This is a genomic window from Lentzea sp. NPDC051213 (assembly GCF_044455585.1).
Classification (GTDB): domain Bacteria; phylum Actinomycetota; class Actinomycetes; order Mycobacteriales; family Pseudonocardiaceae; genus Lentzea.
On the sequence record NZ_JBITEX010000003.1, the window covers coordinates 712831 to 736178 of the forward strand.

The window sequence follows — 23348 nt, forward strand, 5'->3', positions numbered from 1 at the left end:
GAGGCGAACCGGGTCTCCGATGCGCAGTTGCAGCAGGTCAAGGCGGCGGAAGCCGCTGTTTACCTGGTCACCGCGGTCTTCACGCCTGCGAGCCCCTGGACAAGCTCAGCTAATGGCGTGACTCAGGGCCGCGGCGGAGTGCCGCGGCCCTTCGACGTTCAGGACAGCCAGTCCGGCCGCAACGGCATGTGCGACACAGTCCCGTCCAGCTTCACCCCGAGCACCTGGTGCAGCTGGATGTTGTTGCGATCGAACCCGAGCCGCGAAGCAGCCAGGTACAGCCGCCACACCCGAGCCCGTGCCTCCCCGACCTCCTCCACGGCCTCGTCCCAGTGCGCGTCCAGGTTGCTGCCCCAGGCGGCCAGGGTGAGGGCGTAGTGCTCGCGGATGTTCTCCTCGTGCCGCACCTCGAAGCCGGTGTCGGTCATGAGCGACACGATGTGGCCGGGCCCGACGAGCTCACCGTCCGGGAAGACGTACCGGTCGATGAACGCACCCGAGCGGGCGCGCTGCTTGTTGTCCGGGCGGGTGATGCAGTGGTTCAGCATGCGGCCGCCCGGCTTGAGCTTGCCGTACAGCGAGGAGAAGTAGCCGGGGAGCTTGGCCTTGCCGATGTGCTCGGTGAGGCCGATGGACGACACCGCGTCGAAGCCCGTCTCGCGCACGTCGCGGTAGTCGAGGTGACGCACCTCGGCCAGCTCGGACAACCCTGCCTCGACGATCGCCTTCTGCGCCCACTCGGCCTGGTTGCGGGACAGCGTCACGCCGATGGCGCGCACGCCGTACTCGCGGGCCGCGTGCATGACCATGCCGCCCCAGCCGCAGCCGACGTCCAGGAGCCTCATGCCCTGACGCAGGCCCAGTTTGCGCGCCACCAGGTCGTGCTTGGCGAACTGGGCTTCCTCCAAAGTGGACTCCGTCGACGGGTACACCGCGCAGGTGTAGGCCATCGACGGGCCGAGGATCCACTCGTAGAACTGGTTCGAGACGTCGTAGTGGTGGGCGATGGCCTGCTGGTCGCGGGCCTTGGAGTGACGCAGGCCGCGCAGTCTTGTCTCCTGCGGTGGCGGGGCCACTCGGTGCGAGAGCCGGACGCCGCCGAGGAACCGCAGCAGCTCTACCCGTTGCAGCCACGGGATCTCCCGCAGCGAGAACTCGGACAGCTGGGCGAGCCCGGCGTGCACGTCGCCGAGGATCTCCAGGTGCCCGGTCACGTAGGCGCGCGCCAGGCCGAGCTCGCCTGGTGCGGAGGCCAAGTAGGACAAGGCTTCCGGCGTTTTGATGTCGATGGAGACCGAGGCACTCGTAGGTCCCGCGGTGCTGCCGTCATAAGCCTGGAAGCGAACGTCGCTGCCACCGGTGATGCTCTGGAAAATGGAGGCCAACCGCATTCATCGTCCCCTGACACACTTGGCGTACAGATCAGGCAAGCGGTTCGTCTGGTCGTACCGCGCCTTCACGGAGCGGTACAGCGAACCGTTGTAGTGCCGCCAGAAATCGTCCTCCTCGTAGTAGGAGTCCGAGTACAGCGACTTGTGCCCGCCCAGCCGCGCCACCTCGCGCTCGATCAGCCGGTTGCGGTCACCCATCCGTTCTCCCGGACGCACCGGGACCTCCGACCAGAACCCGACGTTGACGTACAGCACGTCCGGGTTCATCGGGTACAACGGCCAGCCCGTGGTGTCGCGCAGGCGCACGGGACACAGCCACACCGGTGCGATACCGATCTCGCGGTCGAAGAAGTCGAGGAAGTCGGGCAGCGCGCCCACCGGGATCTCCACGTCCTGGATCACCGGTTCGACGTCGGTGCGCGGCCGCAGCTGCCGGTGCTTGGCCACGAGCTTGCGGTACACGTCCGAACGCAGGTACCGCTTCGGCCACATCCGGCGCACCACGGGGTTCTGCGCGCCGAACGCGCGGGAGCACCAGAACCAGTCGGTGTCCCAGCGCCACAGGTAGTCGTGGATCGTCAGGTGGTCCGTGCGGCGCTTTTGGATGGACCGGTAGTAGATCTCGTTGCCCGTGTAGTCGGACGTGTACGGCGCGATGTCCGCGTAGTGGCCCAACGTCAGGTACATCTCGCCGCGCGAGAACACCGTGCCGTCCACGAAGTCGGCCGAGCCGTCCGCGCAGACCTCTTCGATCACCGCGGCGCATTCCTTGAAGGACCCGAACGGAACGTGCCGCAGCCGCACGTACTGGCGCACCGGCTCCAGCTCGATCTCCAGCCGCAGCGCGTACCCCAGCGTCCCGTAGGAGTTCGGGAACGCGCGGAACAGATCGTCGTCGGGCTTCGCGATCACGACCTCGCCGTCGCCGGTGAGGATCTCCAGCTCGCGCACGGACTCGTGCGGCAGGCCGTTGCGGAAGGACGTGGACTCGATGCCCAGACCGGCGACCGCGCCGCCGATCGTGATGGTCTTGAGCTGCGGCACTACCAACGGCATCAGGCCGTGGCGCAGTGTCGCGTCGACGAGATTCTCGTAGGTGGTCATGCCCTGCACCTGCGCGGTGCGTCCGACCGGGTCCACCGACAGCACCCGGTCGAACCTGCCGACGTCCAGCCCGCCCGACTGCTCGGCGCGGAACCGGAACAGGTTCGACGTCTTCTTCGCGAGCCGCACCGGCGCACCTTCGCGCATAGCGGCGTACTGCGCAGTCAGCGCAGACACGGCCGAGCTGTGCCCATGGTCACTCACGCTGACGACGTTATTCCTCGTCAGCGCCGTTGGCACGCCCAGTTGCCCGAATGGTCGAGTGATCTTCCCTCGGACCCTGCCGAAAGTTACTACCGAGTAGTAACGTGCGACACATGGCAACGCACGAGGTGACCAACCAGGTTCCGCCCTTGACCGGTCATGACGTCGCGGCCGATCCGGCGCTGCTCAGCTGGGTCGACGACGCCGACCTGCACGAACTCGGCAGGCTCGCGGGCAGCGACGAGTGGCAGGAGCGCGGCCGGCTGGTGAACACCTACCCGCCGGTGCTGCACACGCACGACCGGTACGGGAACCGGATCGACGAGGTCGAGTTTCACCCTGCCTGGCACGAGCTGATGAACGTGGCTGTTACGCACGGATTGCACGCGTATGTCGACGGTGGTCACTTGGAGCGTGCGGCCAAGTTCTACGTGTGGTCACAGGTCGAGGCCGGCCACGGCTGTCCGATTTCGATGACTTACGCCGCGGTGCCCGCTTTGCGCGTGGCGCCGGAACTGGCCGCGACGTACGAGCCGCTCCTCACCTCGCGCACCTACGACTTCGGACTGAAGGCACCGCTCGGCAAACGCGGCCTGATCGCGGGCATGTCCATGACCGAGAAGCAGGGCGGGTCCGACGTGCGGGGGAACACGACGGTCGCCCGGCCCGTGGCCGACGGCTATGTGCTGACCGGGCACAAGTGGTTCACCTCGGCGCCGATGTCGGACATGTTCCTGACGCTCGCGCAGGCCCCTGGCGGGCTGACGTGCTTCCTGGTGCCGCGGGTGCTGCCGGACGGTGCGCGCAACCGGTTCTACCTGCAGCGCCTGAAGGACAAGCTGGGCAACAAGTCCAACGCGTCCGCCGAGATCGAGTACCAGGAGGCGTTCGCCTGGCGGATCGGCGACGAGGGCCGCGGCGTGCGCACGATCATCGAGATGGTCAACATGACCCGTCTCGACTGCGTGCTGGGGTCGGCGGCGGGCATGCGGGCAGGGCTCCGGCAGGCTGCGCATCATGCGGCGCACCGCAAGGCGTTCGGGAACTACCTGATCGACCAGCCGGCCATGCGCAACGTGCTGGCGGATCTGGCCGTCGAGTCCGAGGCCGCCACGACGGCCGCGATGTGGCTCGCGCAGCACCGGCCGCGGCTCGGGCTCGCGGTGACCAAGTACTGGGTGTGCAAGCGTGGCCCGGCACACGCGGCCGAGGCCCTGGAGTGCCTGGGCGGCAATGGTTACATCGAGGACAGCGGCATGCCGCGGCTGTTCCGGGAGTCGCCGCTGATGTCGATCTGGGAGGGGTCGGGCAACGTCGCCGCGCTCGACGTCCTGCGCGCGATGCAGAAGGAACCGCAGACGGTGCAGGAGTTCCACGAGACCGTCAGCGGGGTCGACCCGCGCGTCGACAAGGCGCTCAACGAACTCGCTCTGTCCGATGTGGACGAGTCGCAGGCGCGGCGGGTCGTCGAGCGGATGGCGTTGATCCTGCAGGGTGCCCTGCTCGTCAAGCACGGGCACCCCGCCGTCGCGGACGCGTTCTGCGCCAGCCGCCTCGGCGGCGACTGGGGCAACGCCTTCGGCACGCTCCCGCGCAACACCGACTTCGCCGCGATCATCGACCGGGCTGTGCCGAAGCTCTAACCCGCGGGGCAGCCGTTGGCCTGGCGTGGCGAGTCCACGCCGTAAAGGTCACCGGTCAGGAAGACGCACGTGGGTTGCTGCTCGAAGTCGTGGATGTCGTTGATCTCCAGGATGGTGAAGTTGCGCTGCTGCCCCACCCGTGACACGGCGAAGTCCGTGCGTCCGGTGGCACCGTGGAACTTCAGCTCGCGGAACTCCCCGCCGACGGCACCGCGGTGCGGCGTGCCGCCCGGCTTGCCCTGCAACCGGCGCTGGGCATTGCGCACGGCGTCGAGAAAGAGCCCGGCCGCGTCGTAAGCCACGCCCATGTGCTCGCCCGGCCACGGCTTGCTGGGCTTGTCCTCGGGTGGCAGCGGGGCGTCCCTGATCTCCTGGGCGAGCCTGCTGTAGCCGGCGCAGAACGCGTCCAACGGCAGACCGCCGCGCACCTTCTGGTCCGGTTTGCCCTCCACGCAGGACTTGCCGGCGAGCACCACGAGCCCGGCCATGCTCACGTAGGACACGCGCATCCCGGCCAGCGAGTCGTGCACTCGGCTGGCCTTCTGCGCGATGAACCGGATGATGGCGTCGTCGGCGACGATGCGCGGCAACCGGTTCTTGTCGTAGCAGTCCTTGCCGATCGCCCGCAGGAACTCGCCGAAGTCCTCCTCGCGGCCCGCGAAGAACACGAGTTCGCTGGAGTGGTCCTCCCCGCAGAGCGACGACAGCTCCTGAGGGCTTCTGGACCACGGGTCGGCCACGTACCGCACGCCCGTGTTCGCCAGCTCGGTGCCCAGCATGTTGACCAGGTCGTCGAGGTAGACGTCGCCCCGGTTCAGCGGCGGGTGGTAGATCCTCACCACGCTCGCGCCGATGTGCTGCGCGTACCTGCGCACGAGATCGGCCTGCCGGGCGTTGCCGGGGATCAGCTGGAAGTACATCGCCGAACGGTCCGGCAGCGACGCCTCGGTGAGCGTGGTGCCGATGGTCGGCACACCGAGCGACCCGAGCTCGGTGATGACCTCCTGGGTCTCCGCGACGCTGCGGTCGAGCCCGATCACGCCGATGATGCTGGGATCCTTCTCCAGCAACGGGGTCAGCATGTCCCTCAGCACGTCGGGCGCCCGCTGCATCACCGCGCCGCCGTTCGCGATCACGATGCGCAGCAACGGTTCCGAGCGCGACCTGTCGTTCTGCTGCCGCTGTTTGAGCAGGATGCCCTCGAGTTCCTCGGCCCTCGAGTGGTCGGCGTCGGGGTTGGTGTCGCGGTGGGTGAGGCTGGAGAAGTAGAGCAGCGAGACGAACGGACGGCCGGGATCGGCGTCGTGCAGCCGTTCGGCCTCCGCGTTCTGCGCGAACACCGCCTGCTGCGTCCACCGCAGCCGTTCGTTCGAGCCGAACACCTGGCTGGCGTTGTCGCTGTAGCCCACGCATTCGGTGTGCCCGTCCACGTCCATCAGCCGGGTCGACACCCCCGGCGAGGTGGCCGAGCCGACGATCGAGCAGTTCGCCTCGATGTTGCTCTGCACCGTCACGAACCCCGGGATCAGCAACACCACGGCGACCGCCGCGATGATCGCCTCCAGCCGCCGCGACCGCGCGAGCCACCGCACCGGGGCCGCCTGGAAGGCCGGCGTCCCCTGCCACTTCTTCTTGTCCTCGCGCGGGAACGGCAGTCTGATCATCAGGTAGCGGGCGTCCGGTGCGAGCATCTGCCGTTTGCGCGGCAGCTCCTCCCGCCACGTCGCCAGCGCGTCCGCTGTCTCGTCCGGCGCCACCGCAGTGGTCCCGAGCTTCTGCGAGAGCGTCGGTTGCACCGAGCTCGCGGCGATCACCAGCAACGGGTCCAGCTCGCCGGTCTCGTTGCGCACGTCGTTGATCAGTTCGAGCAGCTGCCAGCCGCCGTTGTCCTTGCTCACCCCGTCGAGCAGCACCGGGATGTACGCCGTGCGGCGGAATCCGGCCCGGCGGAACCCGAACCGCCCACGCCGCCGCCGGAACGCGATCCGCAGGTCCTCCAGGAACGCGTGCACGAGCAGGAGCTTGATCTGTTCCTGGTTCTCGGACTCCCGCCGGCCCAGCGTGAGCCGCTCGGCGAACCCGAGGAACTCGATGGAGTGGTTGGGCAGCGCGAAGTTCTGCCCGCGCATGAACCACTTCGACTCCCGCGAGAGCCCCGGCACCCGCTTGCCGAGCCAGCGGAAGCCCGCCTTGCTGCCGACCCAGGCGACCAGCCCGAGCCCCAGCCGCGTCACGAGGTTCGGGATGAACGCGTCCACCGCGCGGTTCAGCGCCTCGCCGTGCTCGGCACTGCGGCCGGTCCACAGGCGCAGCAGCTCGATGACGCTCGCCCGGTCGTCCCGCCCCGGCTTGCGCGGCAGCTTCTTGCCGGTGAGCCAGTCTACGAGCCGGTAGTGGTCGAACCGGGTCAGCCGCTCACGGCCGACGTGGACCTCCGACAACTGAAAGGCCAGCTGATCCAGCAACGGCAGCAGCGGTGGCGTCTCACGCGACTCGGGTGGCCATCTTTTGGCAACTTCTGCAGCTGCCGCGGCCACATCGACATAGGCATGCGGTATTGCTGGAGAACCGGCGTCCAGCTTCGCTTCGAGAGCGCGCAGGAATGGCGTCGGACTGGCTTCGCTCTCCAGGTAGAGGAGCGGAAGCGGCTGGTCACCGACTACTTCCTCGGTCTTGCTCCGGTAGAAGAACCCCGGCCGGTCGCATAGGCCGTGAATGACCTCGAGGAGAACTCGTAATCCGGGGAAAACCGGTTCTGGCCGACTACCTGTCATCTGCACCCTCACACTCGTGCGGAAGGCAGACGACGGTAGCCGGACTCAGCGATTCACACCGGCACTTTCGTACTATTCAGCTGGATCGGACTAAAGTCCCAACTCGCGGGCGATCAGCATCTTCTGCACCTCGGAGGTGCCCTCACCGATCTCCAGGATCTTGGCGTCGCGGTAGAACCGCCCGACCGGGTACTCGTTCATGAACCCGTAGCCGCCGAAGATCTGCGTGGCGTCACGGGCGTTGTCCATCGCCGCCTCGGACGACACGAGCTTCGCGATGGCGGCCTGCTTCTTGAACGGCTCGCCGCGCAGCATCCGGGACGCGGCCTCGTAGTAGGCCAGGCGCGCCGTGTGCACGCGGGCCTCCATCTCTGCGATCTTGAACTGGATCGCCTGGTACGTGCCGATCTTCGCGCCGAACGCCTCGCGCTCGTGCGCGTACTTGACCGACTCGTCCACGCAGCCCTGGGCCAGACCGACCGACAGGGCGGCGATGGCGACCCGGCCCTCGTCCAGCGTCCGCAGGAACTGGGCGAAGCCGCGGCCACGCGTGCCGAGCAGGTTCGCGGCGGGCACGCGGCAGTCGGCGAACGACAGCTCGCGGGTGTCCGAGGCGCTCCAGCCGACCTTCGAGTACTTCTTCGACACCGTGAAGCCCGGCGTGCCGGACGGGACGATGATCGACGAGATCTCCTTGCGGCCGTCCGGCTGCGTGCCGGTGACCGCCGCGACCGTCACCAGGCCGGTGATGTCCGTGCCGGAGTTCGTGATGAACGCCTTGGTGCCGTTGATGACCCACTCGTCGCCCTCGAGGCGCGCGGTGGTCGCCAGCGCACCTGCGTCCGAACCGCTGCCGGGCTCGGTCAGGCCGAACGCGCCGAGCTTCTCGCCGGACGTCAGCGACGGCAGCCACTCCGCCTTCTGCTCGTCGGTGCCGAAGCGGTACACCGGCATCGCGCCCAGAGACGTCGCCGCCTCCAGGGTGATCGCGACCGACGAGTCGACCCGCGCGAGCTCCTCCAGCGTGATGCACAGGGCGAAGTAGTCGCCGCCCATACCGCCGTGCTCCTCGGGGAACGGCAGGCCGAACAGGCCCATCTGCCCCATCTTGGCGATGACCGGGTACGGGAACTCGCAGCGCTCGTAGTAGTCGCCGATGACCGGGGCCACTTCGTCGCGGGCGAACTCCTCGACGGTCTTGCGCAGGTCCTCGTACTCGCTCGGGAGCCTGAAGTCCAACATCTGTGTCACTCCTCGTGAGAGACGACGACGGCCAGCACCTGGTCGAGTGCGACCTGCTGACCTGCTTGCACGTTCACTTCGGCGAGCACGCCGTCGACGGGTGCCGTCACGGTGTGCTCCATCTTCATGGCCTCGACCACGAACAACGCTTGACCGGCGGTCACTTCCTCGCCGTTCTGCGCGCGGACGACCAGCACGGTGCCGGGCATCGGCGACTTCACCGGACCGCCAGAGGCAGCCGCACCTTCTGCGGCACCGACCAGGAACTCGGCCTCGGTCAACGCCCAGGAGGCGCCGTCGTGACCGAGCCAGAGCACGTCCCCGTCCCGCGCCATCGCGTACCGGCGCGACCCGACGAGCAGGTCCGCACCCTCGCGGCGGGCCCGCGCACGCACCGGTTCCCCAGCTCCCACAACGACTTCGTCGCCGCGCACGCGGACGTCGACGTCGTTGATCCGCCAGGTCGTCCACGCGTGCTCACCGACGCGCCAGCCGGACAGCTGGTCCCACGGGTCGTCGCCACTCGGCTCCAGCGACCGCTCCAGGCCGGCCGCGACGTACACGGCGTCCGGGATCTCGGCCGAGGTCAGCGAGTCGAGCTTGCGTTCGACCAGACCGGTGTCCAGTGCGCCGGAACGAACGTCCGGATCGCGCAGAAGTGCCCGCAGGAACGGAATGTTCGTCGTGACGCCGAGCAGCACCATCTGCCCCAGCGCGTGGTCCAGGCGCCGCAACGCTTCCTCACGGGTGCGGCCGTGCGCGATCACCTTGGCGAGCATCGGGTCGTAGTCCGAGCCGACGACAAGTCCCTCGTACAGCCCGGAATCCACCCGGACGTCCGTGGGCTCGTGCAACGCCAGCACCCGGCCGCCGGTCGGCAGGAAGCCGCGCGACGGGTCCTCGGCGTAGACCCGGGCCTCGACCGAATGCCCGTTCAGCTCAACGGAGATGTCCAGGACCTCGCCGGCGGCCACGCGGAGCTGCCACTCGACCAGGTCGACGCCCGTGACCATCTCGGTCACCGGGTGCTCGACCTGCAAGCGGGTGTTCATCTCCATGAAGAAGTAGTCGCCGGTCGCACCGTCCACGATGAACTCGACGGTGCCCGCGCCGACGTAGCCCACCGAACGAGCGGCGTCGACCGCGGCCGCGCCCATCGCCTCCCGCACCTCAGAGGTCAGGAACGGCGACGGCGCCTCTTCGATGATCTTCTGGTGCCGGCGCTGGAGGCTGCACTCGCGCTCACCGAGGTGGATCACGGTGCCGTGGGAGTCGGCGAGCACCTGGATCTCGATGTGCCGCGGGTTCGTGATGAACCGCTCGATCAGCAGCGTGTCGTCACCGAACGACCCGCGCGCCTCGCGCCGGGCCGACTCGATCGCCTCACGCAACGCGTCGCCGGAGTGCACCAGCCGCATGCCCTTGCCACCACCACCGGCGGAAGGCTTGAGCAGAACGGGAAAACCGATCTCCAGAGCCGCGTCGACGAGCTCGTCGTCGGACATGCCCTCACGAGTCCGGCCCGGCACCACGGGAACGCCCGCCGCCGACACGGTCAGCTTGGCGCGGATCTTGTCGCCCATCGCGTCGATCGCCGACGCGGGCGGTCCGACGAACACGATGCCCGCCTCGGCGCAGGCCGCCGCAAATGCCGTGTTCTCGGCCAGGAACCCGTAGCCGGGGTGGATCGCCTGCGCGCCAGTGGAAACGGCGGCCTGAACGATCTTCTCGATGGACAGGTAGCTCTCACGAGCCGCCGCGGGCCCGATCCGGACGGCCTCGTCGGCCAGCCGGACGTGCAACGCGTCGGCGTCGGCATCGGAGTACACGGCGACGGAACGGATCCCGAGCGACCGCAAGGCGCGGATCACCCGAACCGCGATCTCCCCGCGGTTCGCCACCAGAACGCTGTCGAACATCATCACATCCGGAAGACGCCGTAGGAAACATCGTCGATGGGGGCGTTCGCCGCGCTGGACAACGCCAGCCCGAGCACCATGCGGGTGTCGCGCGGGTCGATGACGCCGTCGTCCCACAGCCGCGCGGTCGAGTAGTACGGGTTGCCCTGGTCCTCGTACTGCTGGCGGATCGGCGCCTTGAACGCCTCCTCGTCGTCCGCGGACCACTCGGAGCCGAGCTGATCACGCCGCACCGTCGCGAGCACCGACGCCGCCTGCTCGCCGCCCATCACGGAGATGCGCGCGTTCGGCCACATCCACAGGAACCGCGGCGAGTACGCCCGGCCGCACATCGAGTAGTTGCCGGCACCGAACGAGCCGCCGATGATCACGGTGAACTTCGGGACCCGCGCACAGGCCACCGCCGTCACCATCTTGGCGCCGTGCTTGGCGATGCCGCCCGCCTCGTACTCGCGGCCGACCATGAACCCGGTGATGTTCTGCAGGAACACCAGCGGGATGGATCGCTTGTCGCACAACTGGATGAAGTGGGCGCCCTTCACCGCGGACTCACCGAACAGGATGCCGTTGTTGGCGATGATCCCGACCGGGTGCCCGTGGATGCGCGCGAAGCCGGTGACGAGCGTCTGCCCGTACTCCTTCTTGAACTCCTGGAACTTCGAGCCGTCCACGACCCGTGCGATCACCTCGCGCACGTCGTAGGGCGTCCGGGAATCCGTGGGCACCACACCGAAAAGATCGTCGGTGACGGCCGGAGCCTCGACGGGCGCGACGTCCCACGGACGCTGCACGCGCGGGCCCAGCGTCGAGATGATCGAGCGGACCATCCGCAGCGCGTGCGCGTCGTTCTCCGCCAGGTGGTCGGTGACGCCGGAGGTGCGCGAGTGCAGGTCGCCGCCGCCGAGATCCTCGGCGGTGACCACTTCACCCGTCGCGGCCTTCACCAGCGGCGGGCCGCCGAGGAAGATCGTGCCCTGGTTCCGCACGATGATCGCCTCGTCGCTCATCGCCGGCACGTACGCGCCACCCGCGGTGCACGACCCGAGCACGGCGGCGATCTGCGGAATCCCGCGCGCCGACATCGTGGCCTGGTTGTAGAAGATCCGGCCGAAGTGCTCGCGGTCCGGGAACACGTCGTCCTGCTTGGGCAGGAACGCGCCGCCGGAGTCGACCAGGTAGACGCACGGAAGGTTGTTCTGCAGCGCGACTTCCTGCGCGCGCAGGTGCTTCTTGACCGTGATCGGGTAGTAGGTGCCGCCCTTGACCGTCGCGTCGTTCGCGACGATCACGCACTCACGGCCGGAGACGCGGCCGACGCCGGTGATGATGCCCGCGGCCGGTGCCTCGTCGCCGTACATGCCGTTCGCGGCCAGCGGCGACAGCTCCAGGAACGGCGAACCGGGGTCGACCAGCGTGTCGACGCGCTCGCGCGGAAGCAGCTTGCCGCGGTCGATGTGGCGCTGGCGTGCCTTCTCTGGACCGCCGAGAGCGGCGGTGGCGAGCTTGCCGCGCAACTCGTCGACGAGCGCGGTGTGCTCCTTGGCGTAGCGGTCCGATGGCTCGGCGGCGCTGCGCAGGACCGGTGCGTCCATGCTCCCCAGACCTCAGGTTAGCGGGCGTTAACAAGGCCATGTTAACGCCCGCTCACCTAGCGGTCCACCGGAACGACTCGAGAGTGACCAGATCGCAGGTCAAGCACCCTATAAGGCACTCTCACGTTCCGGAATCACCTAGCCGATGACGGACCGCAGAGCGGGCAGATATCCGCTCTGATGACCGCCCCGGTTCGGGTGGTACGACTCCTCGACCGGCCAGCTCAGACTGTTCAGCCACCAGCTCGACGAGCAGATCTCGTGCCCCGTGAACGCCCCGCGCACGTCGATGTACTGGAACCCCGCGGCCGCCGCCCGCGCGCTGATGGCGTTGTGCAGCGCGTCGGACCCGGAGTTGATCGCCGCCCGCTTGGTGTCGCTCAGCCCGACGTTGCACGAACCCGGCACCTTGTAGAGACGCGGGTAGCCGAGCACGACCACGCGTGCCGACGGCGACTTCGACCTGATGGTGCCGTAGACGTTGTTCAGCAGGCCGGGAAGCGTGTTCGCGATGAAGGTCTTCGACTGGTTCACCCGGTTGGTGCAGTCCTGGTCCGACCCGAAGGTGCAGGTCGTGATGACATCCGTGAATCCGGCGTCGTTGCCGCCGACCTGCACGGTGACGAGGTTCGTCGACGCCACGACCGCGGCGGCCTGACTGATGACGTCACCTGTCTTCGCGCCCGAGCAGGCGACGGACTTGAAGCTCGCGGGAGCTGTCGCCGCAGCCCACAGGGCCGGATAGGCCAGCGGACCGCGCTTGCAGCTGCCGGTGGCACCGTCGTACGAGCCGGTACCCAGGCCGGATGCGTACGAGTCGCCGAGCGCGACGTAGTTGACGGGGGCGGCGCCGGCCGGGTTGGCGAGCGCGATGAGAGCCGCAGCGGCGGTGACCGCTGAAGCGATGAAGTGGGCAGGGCGCATCGAAGCCTCCCGAAGGGGCCGCAGGGATGTGATGCATTGCACGCCAATGGTTGCTCAGGTGTAAGGCCCGTGTGAAGTATTGGTCAAGAGTCAACATTTGGCTCTTGTACCTGCGGAAATTCCACCCATCGGACGTCGATGTGAACGCCTGCTAACCTCCCGATGTGGCCGATAAACCCTCACGTCGGGACCAGATCCTCAACGCCGCGGCAGAACTCTTCGCCCGTCACGGCTTCCACGGCGTGGGCATCGACGACATCGGCGCGGCCGTCGGCATCTCCGGCCCGGCGCTGTACCGCCACTTCAGGAGCAAGGACGCGATGCTCGGCGAAATGCTGACGTCGATCTCCGAACGGCTGCTCGACGGCGGCCAGACCCGCGTGGACGCGGCGACGAGCGCCGAGGACGCGCTGCAGGCTCTGGTCGGCTGGCACGTCGACTTCGCGCTGGACGACCCGGCGCTGATCACCGTGCAGATGCGCAACCTCGCCAACCTCACGGACCCGGACCGCCGGCGGGTGCGCGCCCTGCAGCGCCGCTACGTCGAGGTGTGGGTCGAGACGATCCGGCGGACCGTGCCGGAGTTCGACGAGCCGACGGCGCGGGCGGCGGCGCACGCGGTGTTCGGCCTGATCAACTCCACGCCGCACAGCGCGCACCTCGACCGCGTCCAGATGGCGGCCCTGCTGTCGCGCATGGCGCTCGCGTCGCTCACGACGCCGGTCGCCGTGAGTTCCTGAATTCGGCGTCCGATCGACGGATGACGTGCGGCTGACCAGGTGAACTGGCGATCAACCGAGACCGTTCCGTAACCTGGCGCGACAATGGGCGCTCGCACACTCCTCCTCCGACTCCCGGCCTGGTTCCGGTTCACGGTGATCACGCTCGCGGTGTTCGTGTGCGGGGTCATCGCCTCGCGGCCGGCGAACGGCGCCGACGAACCGCCTACCAGCGGTGACGTGATCGCCGCGGCCAACGCCGTCAGCGCGTTCACCGCGCCGTCCGCGACCCGTGACCCGCGGCTCAGCCTCCCTGCGGACTTCGCGAAGGAGCTCGGGCGCGATCCGAAGACGGTGGCGGCGCCGGACGGGACACTGCGGGTGGTCGACGCCTCCGGCGGGTGCTCCGGCCCGGCCGGCGACACCGAGTGGGACTTCAGCGTCGCGTGCAGCGCGCACGACATCGGCTACGACATGCTGCGCTACGCCGAGCACAAGGGGCACGCGCTCGCGCCGCAGGCACGCAAGGCGCTGGACGACCGGCTCACGACCGACCTGCACCGGCAGTGCGAGCTGAACCCGCGCGGGGCCGGGCAGACCTGTCACGCGGTCGCCGAGACCTACGCCATGGGGCTGAAGTTCAACTCGTGGCGGCAGCGGTGGGGGCCGCCGGGTCACGAACCCGTGGTGGCGTGGGCGTTCGGCAGCGCGGTCGTGGTGTTCCTCCTGCTGGCCCGCCTGCACGGCAAGCGCCGCCGCGAGGACCATCCCGCTGCGGAACAGCGGCCGTCGAACATCGAGCAGGACAGGTACGCGACTTTCCTGCGGCTCTTCAGCCTGGCGTTGCTCGTCCTCGGCGAAACCGTTGCCACGCTTGCCCATCTGCGCGGAGTCGGCACACCGTGGCTGTGGGCGCTGCAAGCCGTGCCGTTGTTCTTCTTCGCGGGCGGGCACGCGAACCTGCGGTCGTGGCAGGCGCACGAGGGCGGCCTCGGCTGCTGGGTGTCCAGCCGGACGTCGTGGCTGCTGCGGCCGGTGCTGGCGTTCGTGCTGCTGTGGGTGGTGCTGTTCGCGGCGCTGAACCTGATGGACGTCCGGGTCGACGCGTACAGCCGCCTGATCACGCATCCGTTGTGGTTCCTCGGGGTCTACCTGCTCGCGGTGGCCGCGACACCGGCCGCCGCGTGGCTGCACCAGCACTTCCGGCGCGCCACGCCGTTCGTGCTGATGCTCCTGACGCTCACGGTCGAGGTCGCGCGCACGTCGACGGACTGGAAGACCGGCGGGTACGTGAACCTGATCGTCGGTGCGTTGCTGATGCAGCAGCTCGGGTTCTTCTACGCGGACGGCACGTTGCAGCAGATCTCCCGGCGGGTGCTGGCGGCGCTGGGCGCGATCACGTTGCCCGCCTTGGTGTTCTTCAGCGGCTACCCGCGCTCGATGATGGTGCTCGGGGTCGCGCAGGTGTGCCTCGCCCTGCTGGCCCGCGGGCGGGTGACCGCGTGGCTCAAGGGCCGTTCGTGGCACGTCGTCGACTTCGCCCGCCGGGCCCCGATGACCGTCTACCTCGCCTACCTGGCCGGGGTCGGCGCGGTCGTCGGACTGCTCGGGCTGACGCAGGCACCGATCTGGCTGGTGGTCCTGCTGCTGCCGCTCACCCTGCTGTTCCACCGGTTCGAGGCCAGGCTGGTGCGGTTCCCGCGCCTGTCGCACGAGTCGCACCGGACCCGGCTCGCGACCGCGCTGGGCGTGCTGTTCGGGACCTTGGGCGTGCTCGGGTTCGTGGTGAGCGGGTTCCTCGGCGAGGGCGTGCTGGTGCTGCTGCCGGTGGACCCGTTGCAGAACCTCATCCACCTCCTGCTCGGCTGGTACCTGATCCACACCGCCCGCACCGGCAGCTGCGACACCCGGTTGCCGTGGCTGCTCACGGCGCTGGCGTGCGTACCGCCGATGCTGGCGCTGCAACCGCTTCCTCCGGTGGTGGTGCTGCACGCCGTGCTGATCGGCCTTGCAGTGCTCGGAGCCATCCCCAGGTCACGGCCGCGCACACCGGCAGCCACAGCAGTCGTTGCCACACCCAGTCCGGATGATCTGGTGGCTGCTGGAGCCCCGGCAACGGTCCCCACGCGCTGAGCGCCAGCGTCACGGTGACCAGCGCGCTCTGGTGCGCCAGGAAGATCCCCAACGCGCGTTTGTTCAGCCACCGCACGGGTTTCGTCGTGCCGAGCCGGGTGAGCAGCGGCGCGATCGTGAGCACCAGGCCGATCTGGGCCAGTGCCAGCGCGAGCGTGGCGTAGTTCGGCGGGTTCAGGTTCGAGACCGTGGCGCCGGGGATGCCGACGGCCGAGGTCGGGTAGCCGCCGAAGCTCGTCAGCAACGCGTACCCGAGCACGCCGATGACCAGCAGCGGCGGGCCGGGAATCCGGCGGCGGGCCAGCGCGTGGCCGAGCTGCCAGGCCGCCCACCACACCGCGTGCGGCAACACCAGCACCAGCGCGATCGGGACGAGCACACCCCAGGCGTACTCATCCAGCTTGCGCACCAACGGCTTCAGCGCCAGCAGGATCAGGTAGACGCCCAGGAACCACAGCGGGGTCGTGACCAGGTAACCGATGTTGAACGCGGTGCCCTGGTCGACGCCGCGCACGGTCAGTCCGAAGAGGACAGCCGCCCAGCAGCCGAGCATCAGCAGTGTCGGCAACGCGAGCTGCTTCAGCCTCGTGAGGAACGACGTCTGCGAGCGTGCGGCCGCGTAGCCACCGACGAAGAAGAACAGGCCGAGGGTTTGCAGCACCCAGCTGACCGGTGTGAGCTCGGGCAGGTGTTTCAGCGGACTATCTATGACCATGCCGGTGGGTGTGTCCACGAGGGACGTGACGAGCCAGTGGCCGAGCACCACCGTGATGACAGCGATCGCACGCACCGCGTCGATGAACGGATTCCGGCTGCCGGCCGCCGCAGCGATGTCGCCAGACACGGTGTCCTTCACAGCTGTTCCCCCGAAGCAATGCGGGTGAGCGCGGTGAGAGTCGCGCTACCCGGCTGGTAGTAGGTGTCGTGCTTGCCGCCCTCGAACCGCAGCACCGTCGCCCCGAAACCGTCCGAGGTGGGATCAGTGCCGTGCCCGAGGTCGAACAACCGGGCGTTGGGCACGAACCGCATCCAGTCCCCACTGGACCGCAGCGCCCACACCTTCGCCCCGGTACCCAGGTCGGCCGCGGATTTCGCCCGCACGCCAGGACTTCCGGTGAAGACGATGTTCGCGACGTCGAGGTCGTGCGCCGCGAGCGCGACCACGACCGAGCCGTAGCTGTGCCCGAAGACGTGGATGCGCGCGTTGGTGTGCAGCGCTCGCACGAAGTCGACGAGTGCGTCGGCTCCCTGCCGGGCGAGCCGGCCCGTCGCGGCGTCGACCCCGAGCCCCTGCGGTGTGCGGTAGCCGAGCCACGCGATCACGGCGAGGTCGTCGCGGTGCGCCTGCTCGTACAGGTCCGTCGCCATCTTGCCGACGGTGCGGTCGAACCGGTCGACGTCCACGTCGGATCCCGGCACGACGATCACGACGTCGCGTGCCGTGCCGAGGTCACCGACGACGGCGATCCGGCGCTGGACATCGGCTTTCCACTCCGTGACGGAGGGACCGACCGCGGGGACGGCGATCAGCAGGAGGAACAGGAGGGCTCGGCGCATGAACCGAAACTAGGAAGGTGACGAACCCCGGATCATCCCTCTGACGTGCTGTTTTATCGCTGCTACCCCGGTACTACGAGCCCGCTCTCGTAGGCCGCGATGACGGCCTGGGCGCGGTCGCGGAGGCCGAGTTTGGTGAGCACGCGGCTCACGTGCGTCTTGACCGTCTGCTCGGCGAGCACGAGGTGCGCGGCGATCTCGGTGTTCGACAGTCCCTGCGCGACCAGCACGAGGATCTCGGTCTCGCGTTCGGTGAGGACGTCGAGGCGCGCGGGCCGGACGCGGTCGGTGCGGCGGGACTTCACGAAGTCCTCGATCAGGCGCTTGGTGATGGACGGCGCCAGCAGCGCTTCTCCCGCCGCCACAACGCGGACGGCGTTGAGGAGCTCACGGGCGGGCGCGTGCTTGAGCAGGAACCCGCTCGCGCCGGCCTGCAACGCCTCGTAGACGTAGTCGTCGAGGTCGAAGGTGGTGAGCACCAGGACTTTGGTGTCGGTGTCTCCGTTGAGCAGCAGACGGGTGGCGGTGAGACCGTCCATCTCCGGCATGCGGATGTCCATCAGCACCACGTCCGGTTTGACGTTGCGCGCGAGGGACACGCCCTCCACACCGTTGCCCGCCGAGCCGATCACCTCGATGTCGTCCTGAGCGGCGAGCAGCGCGGAGAACCCCTCGCGCACCATCTCCTGGTCGTCGACCACGACCACCCTGATCACTTGTCCCCCAACGGAATCCGAGCGCGCACCATGAACCCGCCGTCGTCGGTCGACTTCACGGTCAACGTGCCGCCGTGCACCGCGACGCGTTCGCGCATGCCTACCAGGCCCTGCCCACTGCCACCGCCCATGGACGGTCCACCAGCGGTGTTTCGCACCAGCACGTCCAGCTGATCGCCGTTCTTGCGCACGTGGACGGACGCCGTCGAGCCGGGCGCGTGCCTGGTCGCGTTCGTCAGCGCCTCCTGCACGATCCGGTACGCCGTCAGCCCGACCGCCTCCGGCACGTCGTCCACGTCGACCTCGGCCTCGTCGCCCGGCCTGGTGAGCTCGGGGATGCGGCTGATGCCGGGCTGCGGCTCGCGTTGCGGCGCCTCGCCGTTCGTCCTGAGCACGCCGAGCAGCCGTTGCATGTCGGTGATGGCGTCCCTGGCCGCGCCGCCGAGTTCCTCGAACTCCTGCCGGGCTTCGTCGTTCAGATCCTTGAGACGGTAAGGCGCGGTCTCGCACCTGACGACCACCAGCGACATGTGGTGCGCCACGACGTCGTGCATCTCGCGCGCGATGCGGGCACGTTCCTCAAGGGCCGCCTTGGCGTCGCGCTCTGCTTCGAGGTCGCGTTCCGCTCTGCCGCGCGCGCCGAACAGGTAGACGACCGCCGCGATGGCCGGCACGAAGAAAGCCAGCGAGGCGTCGTGCGGTTCGGCGAACGGGACCAGCGCCATGCTGATCAACGTGGCCGTGACCACGATCCCCTGCGAGTAGAAGGCCGCCACCGCGACGAGGAGCGGCACCGTGCTCCAGTACTGGAAGGGAGCGGCACCGGCCCACTCGATCAGCACCGCGATCGGGACGAACCCGGCGGCAGCGAGTCGCCACGCGTACAGCGGCGACCAGATCAGCAGCACGTACGGACCCAGGGTGGCGAAGAAGATGAGCACCCACCAGCCGTCACCGCGTTCCGGTGCGCCGGCCGGGAGCGGCGTGTCCACGTACAGGACACTGCCCATGATCGCCCAGACGAGGCCGTAGATGACCAACGCGGCGAACGCGGGGATGCGGAAGCGGCCGAGCACTTTCGTGAGCGCTCGAGTTCGATCAGGACCGAAGACGGTTCGGTACAGCGCGCGGAACACCACCCGATGCTAGGTGGATTCGTGGAATGCCACATTGACCTGCGGAGTGACATACCCCGGTAGCACTCTGATCAAGATGGGGCATTGCGAACGCGTGACGCCGCGCGGTAGGCAGTACCTGTGAGACCACCACAGGATCCAGATCGCTGGTCACGGCTGACCGCCGTGGCCGGTGAGGCGCTGGCTGCGGCCAGGGCCGGCGAAGACGCTGTGGCGGTCGACCTCGTGACCGGCTACCTCAGCGGATCACCCGAGGGCAACGAGGAGATCAGGGAGCTCGTGCTCCTGCTGTTCGCCGAGTGCAGCTCGATGGTCAGCGCGCTCGGCTCCGGCGGCGCCACCCCGGTGAAGATGCAGGTCTTCGACGAGGAGGGCCGCGAGGTCCAGATCGACGACGCCGACCCGCCCGTGCGGACCGCCATCAGGGCGCTGCTGGCCGAAGTGCACGGTGACCAGGACGCGGCCTCGGAGCAGATCGAGATCGCCCTCGCCAACGGCCAACCGCAGGAGCTCGCGACCGTGGTCTTACAAGCCCTGCGGTGGACCCTGAAGCTGGCGATCGAGTGCGAGACGCGCGAACTGCCGGTCGCGCCGTGGATCACCGCGTCACTGGACGACCAACCCTGACGTGCAACAGCGCGTCCACACCGTCGAGCAGGTGCTGGTCGAGCGGGAAGTAGCCCATCACCTGCGTGGTGTCGGTGCGGTGCTGCCCGGTGGGTTTGTCCGCGGTGATGCCCCAGGTGGTGAAACGCGCCTGCAGCGCGCCTTCCAAGGTGTCTTTGTCCGGTTCACCGAGTCCGAACGTGTCGTTGCGGCCGAGCGTGCCCGCGATGACCGTGTACTGGTCCCCCAGCACGGGCGCCACGAGTGCGCCCGCGGAGAACCACTCGATCCGTTCGCCCGCCATCTCCATGGAGCTGCTGGTGCGCTGCAGGTGGGCGTTGTGCGCGAACGCGAAAGTGGGACCGCGCCCGGCCTCGATGCGCCGGATCTCCAGCAGGTTGCGCGCCATCACGCCGTCCCGCATGGCGCACAGGCGGTTCAGCCGCACGCCCAGCGGGTTCGGCTCCGCGCACTCCCGGTGGTACCGGAGCAGGCTCAGGCCGGCCGTCAGGTACGTCTCCGCGCGGACCCAGGCGTCGTCGGTGCTCTTCCGCGCGTGCAGCTGCTTGAGCATCGCGGTACCGATCTCACGCAGCCTGATGGCCTCTGGCGACCGTCCCGGTGACTGGGTCAGGTCGAGCACGGCCTCCTCGCGGCTCCACTTCTCGTCGTCGATCGTGAGATCCACGTCGAGGCCCAGGTAGTCGCGGGCGTGCTCCAGGTAGGTCCGCGGGCTGGGCGCGCTGGTCGTCTCGTTCTGGACGTCGAAGCCGTGGAACGACAACCGATCCTCTGCCGGTTTGTCCGAGTTGTACTCCCGCATCCAGGCGACCAGCTCGCGGTTGGCCGGCCACTCGCCGAAGCTGTGCGAGAAGCCCTCTTTCATGACCGTGTCGAGGTCACCGGGGCCGCCCTTGACGTAGTCGTCGACCAGGATTCCCCTGATCCGGCAGGTCTCCATGGTGATCGAGCGGAAGCCCAGACCGGCCAGCTGCTCGAACAGCTCGTTGCGGACCCAGGTGTGGGCGTGTTCCAGATGCGTCGGCTCGCCGAACGCCAAGAGCTCGGTGAAGGGGCTGAAGAACTCACGAATGTCCTGGCTCATGTGGCTCAACCGTAACATTGAAAGCTCTGTTGAGACTTTGGCTCATCTTTGGCAGGAATTCTCGCCTAAAGTCTCAACCGTGCGACCAACCGACCTAGCCCGTGAACACGGTATCTCGACCCAGGCGGTGCGCAACTACGAGCAGGACGGGTTCATCCCGCCCGCTGCCCGCACGGAGTCCGGCTACCGCGTCTACACCGAGGTGCACGCGGCCGCACTGCGCGCCTTTCTCGCGTTGATCCCCGCCTTCGGGCACGCGCGGGCGGGCCAGATCATGAACGCCGCCCACGCCGACGAGCTGGACGACGTGCTGCTGATGATCGACCGCGGCCACGAACAGCTGCTCCGCGATCGGGAAACCCTCGACTCGGTCAGCCGCGCCGTGCACGACCTGACCGACTTCGAACCGGTCCTGCAACCACGCTCGATCGGCGAGCTCGCCCGCCGCCTGGGCGTGACCCCGGCGACGCTGCGCGCGTGGGAGGACGCGAGCATCCTCACCCCTGATCGCGAGAGCACGGGCTACCGCGTGTTCCGCGCCGAGGACGTCCGTGACGCCGAACTGGCCCACCTGCTGCGCCGCGGCGGCTACCCGTTGGCGCGGATCGCCTTGGTGGTGCAGCAGATCCGCACGGCGGGCGGCACCGACACGCTGGCCTCCGCGCTGGCCGACTGGCGCGGCCGGCTGACGTCGCAGGGGCTGGCCATGCTCGCCGCGTCCGCGCGGCTCAACGACTACCTGCTCCAAAAGTCCGTCCCAGAGGCGGGGCACCTAGGCTGATCGCATGCGAACAGCTCTGGTCGGCTACGGACTAGGTGGGGCGGCCTTCCACGCCCCGTTCATCGCGGCAACCCCCGGCCTGGAACTCTCGGCCGTGGTCACCGCGAACCCCCGACGCCAGGCCGAGGTCGCAGAGCGCTACCCCGCCACCCAGCTGCTGTCCTCTCTGGACGAGGTGTGGTCCGGCAAGTTCGACCTGGTGGTCATCACCACCCCGAACCGGTTCCACGCCACCCACGCCCGCCAGGTCCTGGAACACGGCCTGAACGTGATCGTCGACAAGCCGTTCGCCGCCTCGGCCGCCGAAGCACGCGCGCTGGCGTCGATCGCGGCAGCGCGCGGCCTGATGCTCGTCCCGTTCCACAACCGCCGCTGGGACGGCGACTTCCTGACCGTCCGGAAACTGTTGGACGCCAAGACCCTGGGCGCGGTGCACAAGTTCGAGTCGCGCTTCGAGCGCTATCGCCCGGAGATCAAGTCGTCCTGGAAGGAATCCGGCGACCCGGCCGACCTCGGCAGCATCCTCTTCGACCTGGGCACCCACCTGGTGGACCAGGCCGTCTGCCTGTTCGGCCGCCCGCTTTCCGTGCACGCGGAGATCGCCACCGTCCGGCCTGGCGCCCGCGCCGACGACGACGTCTTCCTCTCGCTGTCCCACGAAGGCGGCGTCCGCTCGCACCTGTGGATGAGCGCGCTGGCCGCCGACCTCGGCCCGAGGTTCCGCGTGCTCGGCCACGACGGTGCCTACGTCAAGTACGGCATGGACCCCCAGGAGGAACGCCTCAAGGCAGGCGAAACCCCTGCTGGTGAAGACTGGGGCGAAGAGCCCGAGTCCGACTGGGGCACGCTGAACGGCAAGCCCCACAGCACGGAACCCGGTGCGTACCAAGACTTCTACGCCTCGGTGGCCGCCGGCACCGCCCCGGTATCGCCCCAGGACGCCGTAACCGGCCTGGAAGTCATCGAAGCCGCCAAGCACTCCGCCGCAACGGGCGACTCCGTCCGCCTCTGAGTGCACGCGGGGAGCTTTCGTGCACTGTGAGCGCACGAAAGGGCCCCGCGTGCGCACGGCAACAAGTCAGCCGCGCGTCAGTGGGGGGTGCAGTGCGGTGGCAGGCCCGCGGCGGAAGAGGGCGGCGGGCCGGCCACCGTCCCGTGTGGTCGTCTCCCCCGTGGGTTCCAGCAACCCGTCCACCCCGGTCACCTTCCGGTGGAAATTGCGCGGGTCCAGCGAAATCCCCCACACGATCTCGTAGACCCGCCGCAGCTCCGCCACCGTGAACTCCGGAGCGCAGAACGCTGCCCCCAACGGGGTGTACTCCAGTTTGGCGCGCGCCCGCTCCACCCCATCGGCCAGGATCGCGGCGTGATCGAACGCCAGTGCGCCCACCTCTGACACCGGCACCCAAGAGGCAGCCGCCGCATCGGTCCCCGCCACCGGCACCGGCAGGTCAGGCGCCAACGCCAGGTAAGCCACCGAGACCACCCTCATCCGAGGATCCCGCCGAGGCTCCCCGTAGGTGCCGAGCTGCTCGAGATGCAACCCGGACACCCCGGTCTCCTCCGCCAGCTCGCGCACGGCCGCGGCACCAACGGACTCAGCCACCTGAACGAACCCACCAGGCAACGCCCACCGCCCCTTGAAAGGCGCCTCCCCACGCCGGACCAGCAACGCACACAACGCCTCGGCCCGCACGGTCAGCACCACCAGATCGACCGTGACCGCGAAGGGAGGGAAATCACTTGGCGAGTACACGCCACCCAGTATAGGGTTATCGTCAGATTGACGACAAGGAGACGAG

At 68.7% G+C, this 23348-nt stretch carries 18 protein-coding genes and 1 pseudogene; 6 read left to right on the plus strand and 13 right to left on the minus strand.

The window, feature by feature from the left end:
• Positions 1–158: 158 nt before the first annotated feature.
• Together ACIA8G_RS16380 and ACIA8G_RS16385 are read right to left on the minus strand one after the other, a co-directional pair.
• Positions 159–1391: a class I SAM-dependent methyltransferase gene (locus ACIA8G_RS16380; protein ID WP_396419298.1), complete on the minus strand. Its 1233-nt coding sequence runs from the start codon at positions 1389–1391 to the stop codon at positions 159–161.
• On the minus strand, positions 1392–2699 hold the full coding sequence (locus ACIA8G_RS16385) for an FAD-binding oxidoreductase (RefSeq protein WP_396419299.1): 1308 nt from the start codon (positions 2697–2699) through the stop codon (positions 1392–1394).
• A 113-nt stretch (positions 2700–2812) separates the two neighbouring features.
• Here ACIA8G_RS16385 and ACIA8G_RS16390 point away from each other — a divergent pair, with 113 nt between their 5' ends.
• The gene (locus ACIA8G_RS16390; protein WP_396419300.1) at positions 2813–4342 is read left to right on the plus strand and encodes an acyl-CoA dehydrogenase family protein; all 1530 of its coding nucleotides are present in this window, start codon (positions 2813–2815) and stop codon (positions 4340–4342) included.
• Here ACIA8G_RS16390 and ACIA8G_RS16395 read toward each other — a convergent pair.
• From ACIA8G_RS16395 to ACIA8G_RS16415, 5 genes are all read right to left on the minus strand, one after another.
• Entirely contained in the window at positions 4339–6783 is a 2445-nt protein-coding gene (locus tag ACIA8G_RS16395; protein ID WP_396419301.1) for a hypothetical protein, read from the minus strand. The genes ACIA8G_RS16390 and ACIA8G_RS16395 overlap by 4 nt on opposite strands.
• Before the next feature lie 423 nt (positions 6784–7206).
• Complete coding sequence (locus tag ACIA8G_RS16400) at positions 7207–8358, minus strand: acyl-CoA dehydrogenase family protein (protein WP_396419302.1); 1152 nt, start codon at positions 8356–8358, stop codon at positions 7207–7209.
• 5 nt (positions 8359–8363) lie between these two features.
• The gene (locus tag ACIA8G_RS16405; RefSeq protein ID WP_396419671.1) at positions 8364–10277 is read right to left on the minus strand and encodes an acetyl/propionyl/methylcrotonyl-CoA carboxylase subunit alpha; all 1914 of its coding nucleotides are present in this window, start codon (positions 10275–10277) and stop codon (positions 8364–8366) included.
• A 2-nt stretch (positions 10278–10279) separates the two neighbouring features.
• Positions 10280–11869, minus strand: coding sequence for a carboxyl transferase domain-containing protein (locus ACIA8G_RS16410; RefSeq protein ID WP_396419303.1), 1590 nt, complete (start codon positions 11867–11869; stop codon positions 10280–10282).
• Positions 11870–12007: 138 nt separating this feature from the next.
• Positions 12008–12793 (minus strand): SGNH/GDSL hydrolase family protein, encoded by a 786-nt coding sequence (locus tag ACIA8G_RS16415; RefSeq protein WP_396419304.1) that lies wholly within the window; start codon positions 12791–12793, stop codon positions 12008–12010.
• Positions 12794–12957: 164 nt separating this feature from the next.
• On the opposite strand from ACIA8G_RS16415, the gene ACIA8G_RS16420 reads away from it, so the two are divergent.
• Both ACIA8G_RS16420 and ACIA8G_RS16425 read left to right on the plus strand, forming a co-directional pair.
• Positions 12958–13533 carry a TetR/AcrR family transcriptional regulator gene (locus ACIA8G_RS16420; protein WP_396419305.1) on the plus strand — a complete coding sequence of 192 codons (576 nt, stop codon included), beginning with the start codon at positions 12958–12960 and terminating at the stop codon, positions 13531–13533.
• An 84-nt stretch (positions 13534–13617) separates the two neighbouring features.
• Positions 13618–14082: pseudogene (locus ACIA8G_RS16425) on the plus strand (hypothetical protein); the annotation flags it as partial.
• A gap of 1354 nt (positions 14083–15436) precedes the next feature.
• On the opposite strand, the gene ACIA8G_RS16430 reads toward ACIA8G_RS16425, so the two are convergent.
• From ACIA8G_RS16430 to ACIA8G_RS16445, 4 genes are all read right to left on the minus strand, one after another.
• Positions 15437–16501 (minus strand): acyltransferase family protein, encoded by a 1065-nt coding sequence (locus ACIA8G_RS16430; RefSeq protein ID WP_396419306.1) that lies wholly within the window; start codon positions 16499–16501, stop codon positions 15437–15439.
• Positions 16498–17202: an alpha/beta hydrolase gene (locus ACIA8G_RS16435; protein ID WP_396419307.1), complete on the minus strand. Its 705-nt coding sequence runs from the start codon at positions 17200–17202 to the stop codon at positions 16498–16500. Before ACIA8G_RS16435 ends, ACIA8G_RS16430 begins: the two co-directional genes overlap by 4 nt.
• Before the next feature lie 62 nt (positions 17203–17264).
• Positions 17265–17918 (minus strand): response regulator, encoded by a 654-nt coding sequence (locus ACIA8G_RS16440; RefSeq protein ID WP_396419308.1) that lies wholly within the window; start codon positions 17916–17918, stop codon positions 17265–17267.
• Entirely contained in the window at positions 17915–19054 is a 1140-nt protein-coding gene (locus tag ACIA8G_RS16445) for a sensor histidine kinase (protein WP_396419309.1), read from the minus strand. Before ACIA8G_RS16445 ends, ACIA8G_RS16440 begins: the two co-directional genes overlap by 4 nt.
• A gap of 120 nt (positions 19055–19174) precedes the next feature.
• Here ACIA8G_RS16445 and ACIA8G_RS16450 point away from each other — a divergent pair, with 120 nt between their 5' ends.
• Complete coding sequence (locus tag ACIA8G_RS16450) at positions 19175–19681, plus strand: hypothetical protein (protein WP_396419310.1); 507 nt, start codon at positions 19175–19177, stop codon at positions 19679–19681.
• On the opposite strand, the gene ACIA8G_RS16455 is transcribed toward ACIA8G_RS16450, so the two are convergent.
• Positions 19653–20765, minus strand: coding sequence for an erythromycin esterase family protein (locus ACIA8G_RS16455; RefSeq protein WP_396419311.1), 1113 nt, complete (start codon positions 20763–20765; stop codon positions 19653–19655). The genes ACIA8G_RS16450 and ACIA8G_RS16455 overlap by 29 nt on opposite strands.
• A 79-nt stretch (positions 20766–20844) precedes the next feature.
• Here ACIA8G_RS16455 and ACIA8G_RS16460 point away from each other — a divergent pair, with 79 nt between their 5' ends.
• Both ACIA8G_RS16460 and ACIA8G_RS16465 read left to right on the plus strand, forming a co-directional pair.
• Positions 20845–21546, plus strand: a complete 702-nt coding sequence (locus ACIA8G_RS16460) for a TioE family transcriptional regulator (protein WP_396419312.1) — start codon at positions 20845–20847, stop codon at positions 21544–21546.
• Positions 21547–21550: 4 nt separating this feature from the next.
• On the plus strand, positions 21551–22558 hold the full coding sequence (locus ACIA8G_RS16465) for a Gfo/Idh/MocA family oxidoreductase (protein ID WP_396419313.1): 1008 nt from the start codon (positions 21551–21553) through the stop codon (positions 22556–22558).
• Positions 22559–22624: 66 nt separating this feature from the next.
• Here the strand turns inward: ACIA8G_RS16465 and ACIA8G_RS16470 are convergent, their stop codons facing one another.
• A complete protein-coding gene (locus ACIA8G_RS16470; RefSeq protein ID WP_396419314.1) occupies positions 22625–23302 on the minus strand; it encodes an NUDIX domain-containing protein in 678 nt (225 codons plus the stop codon).
• Positions 23303–23348 lie beyond the last annotated feature (46 nt).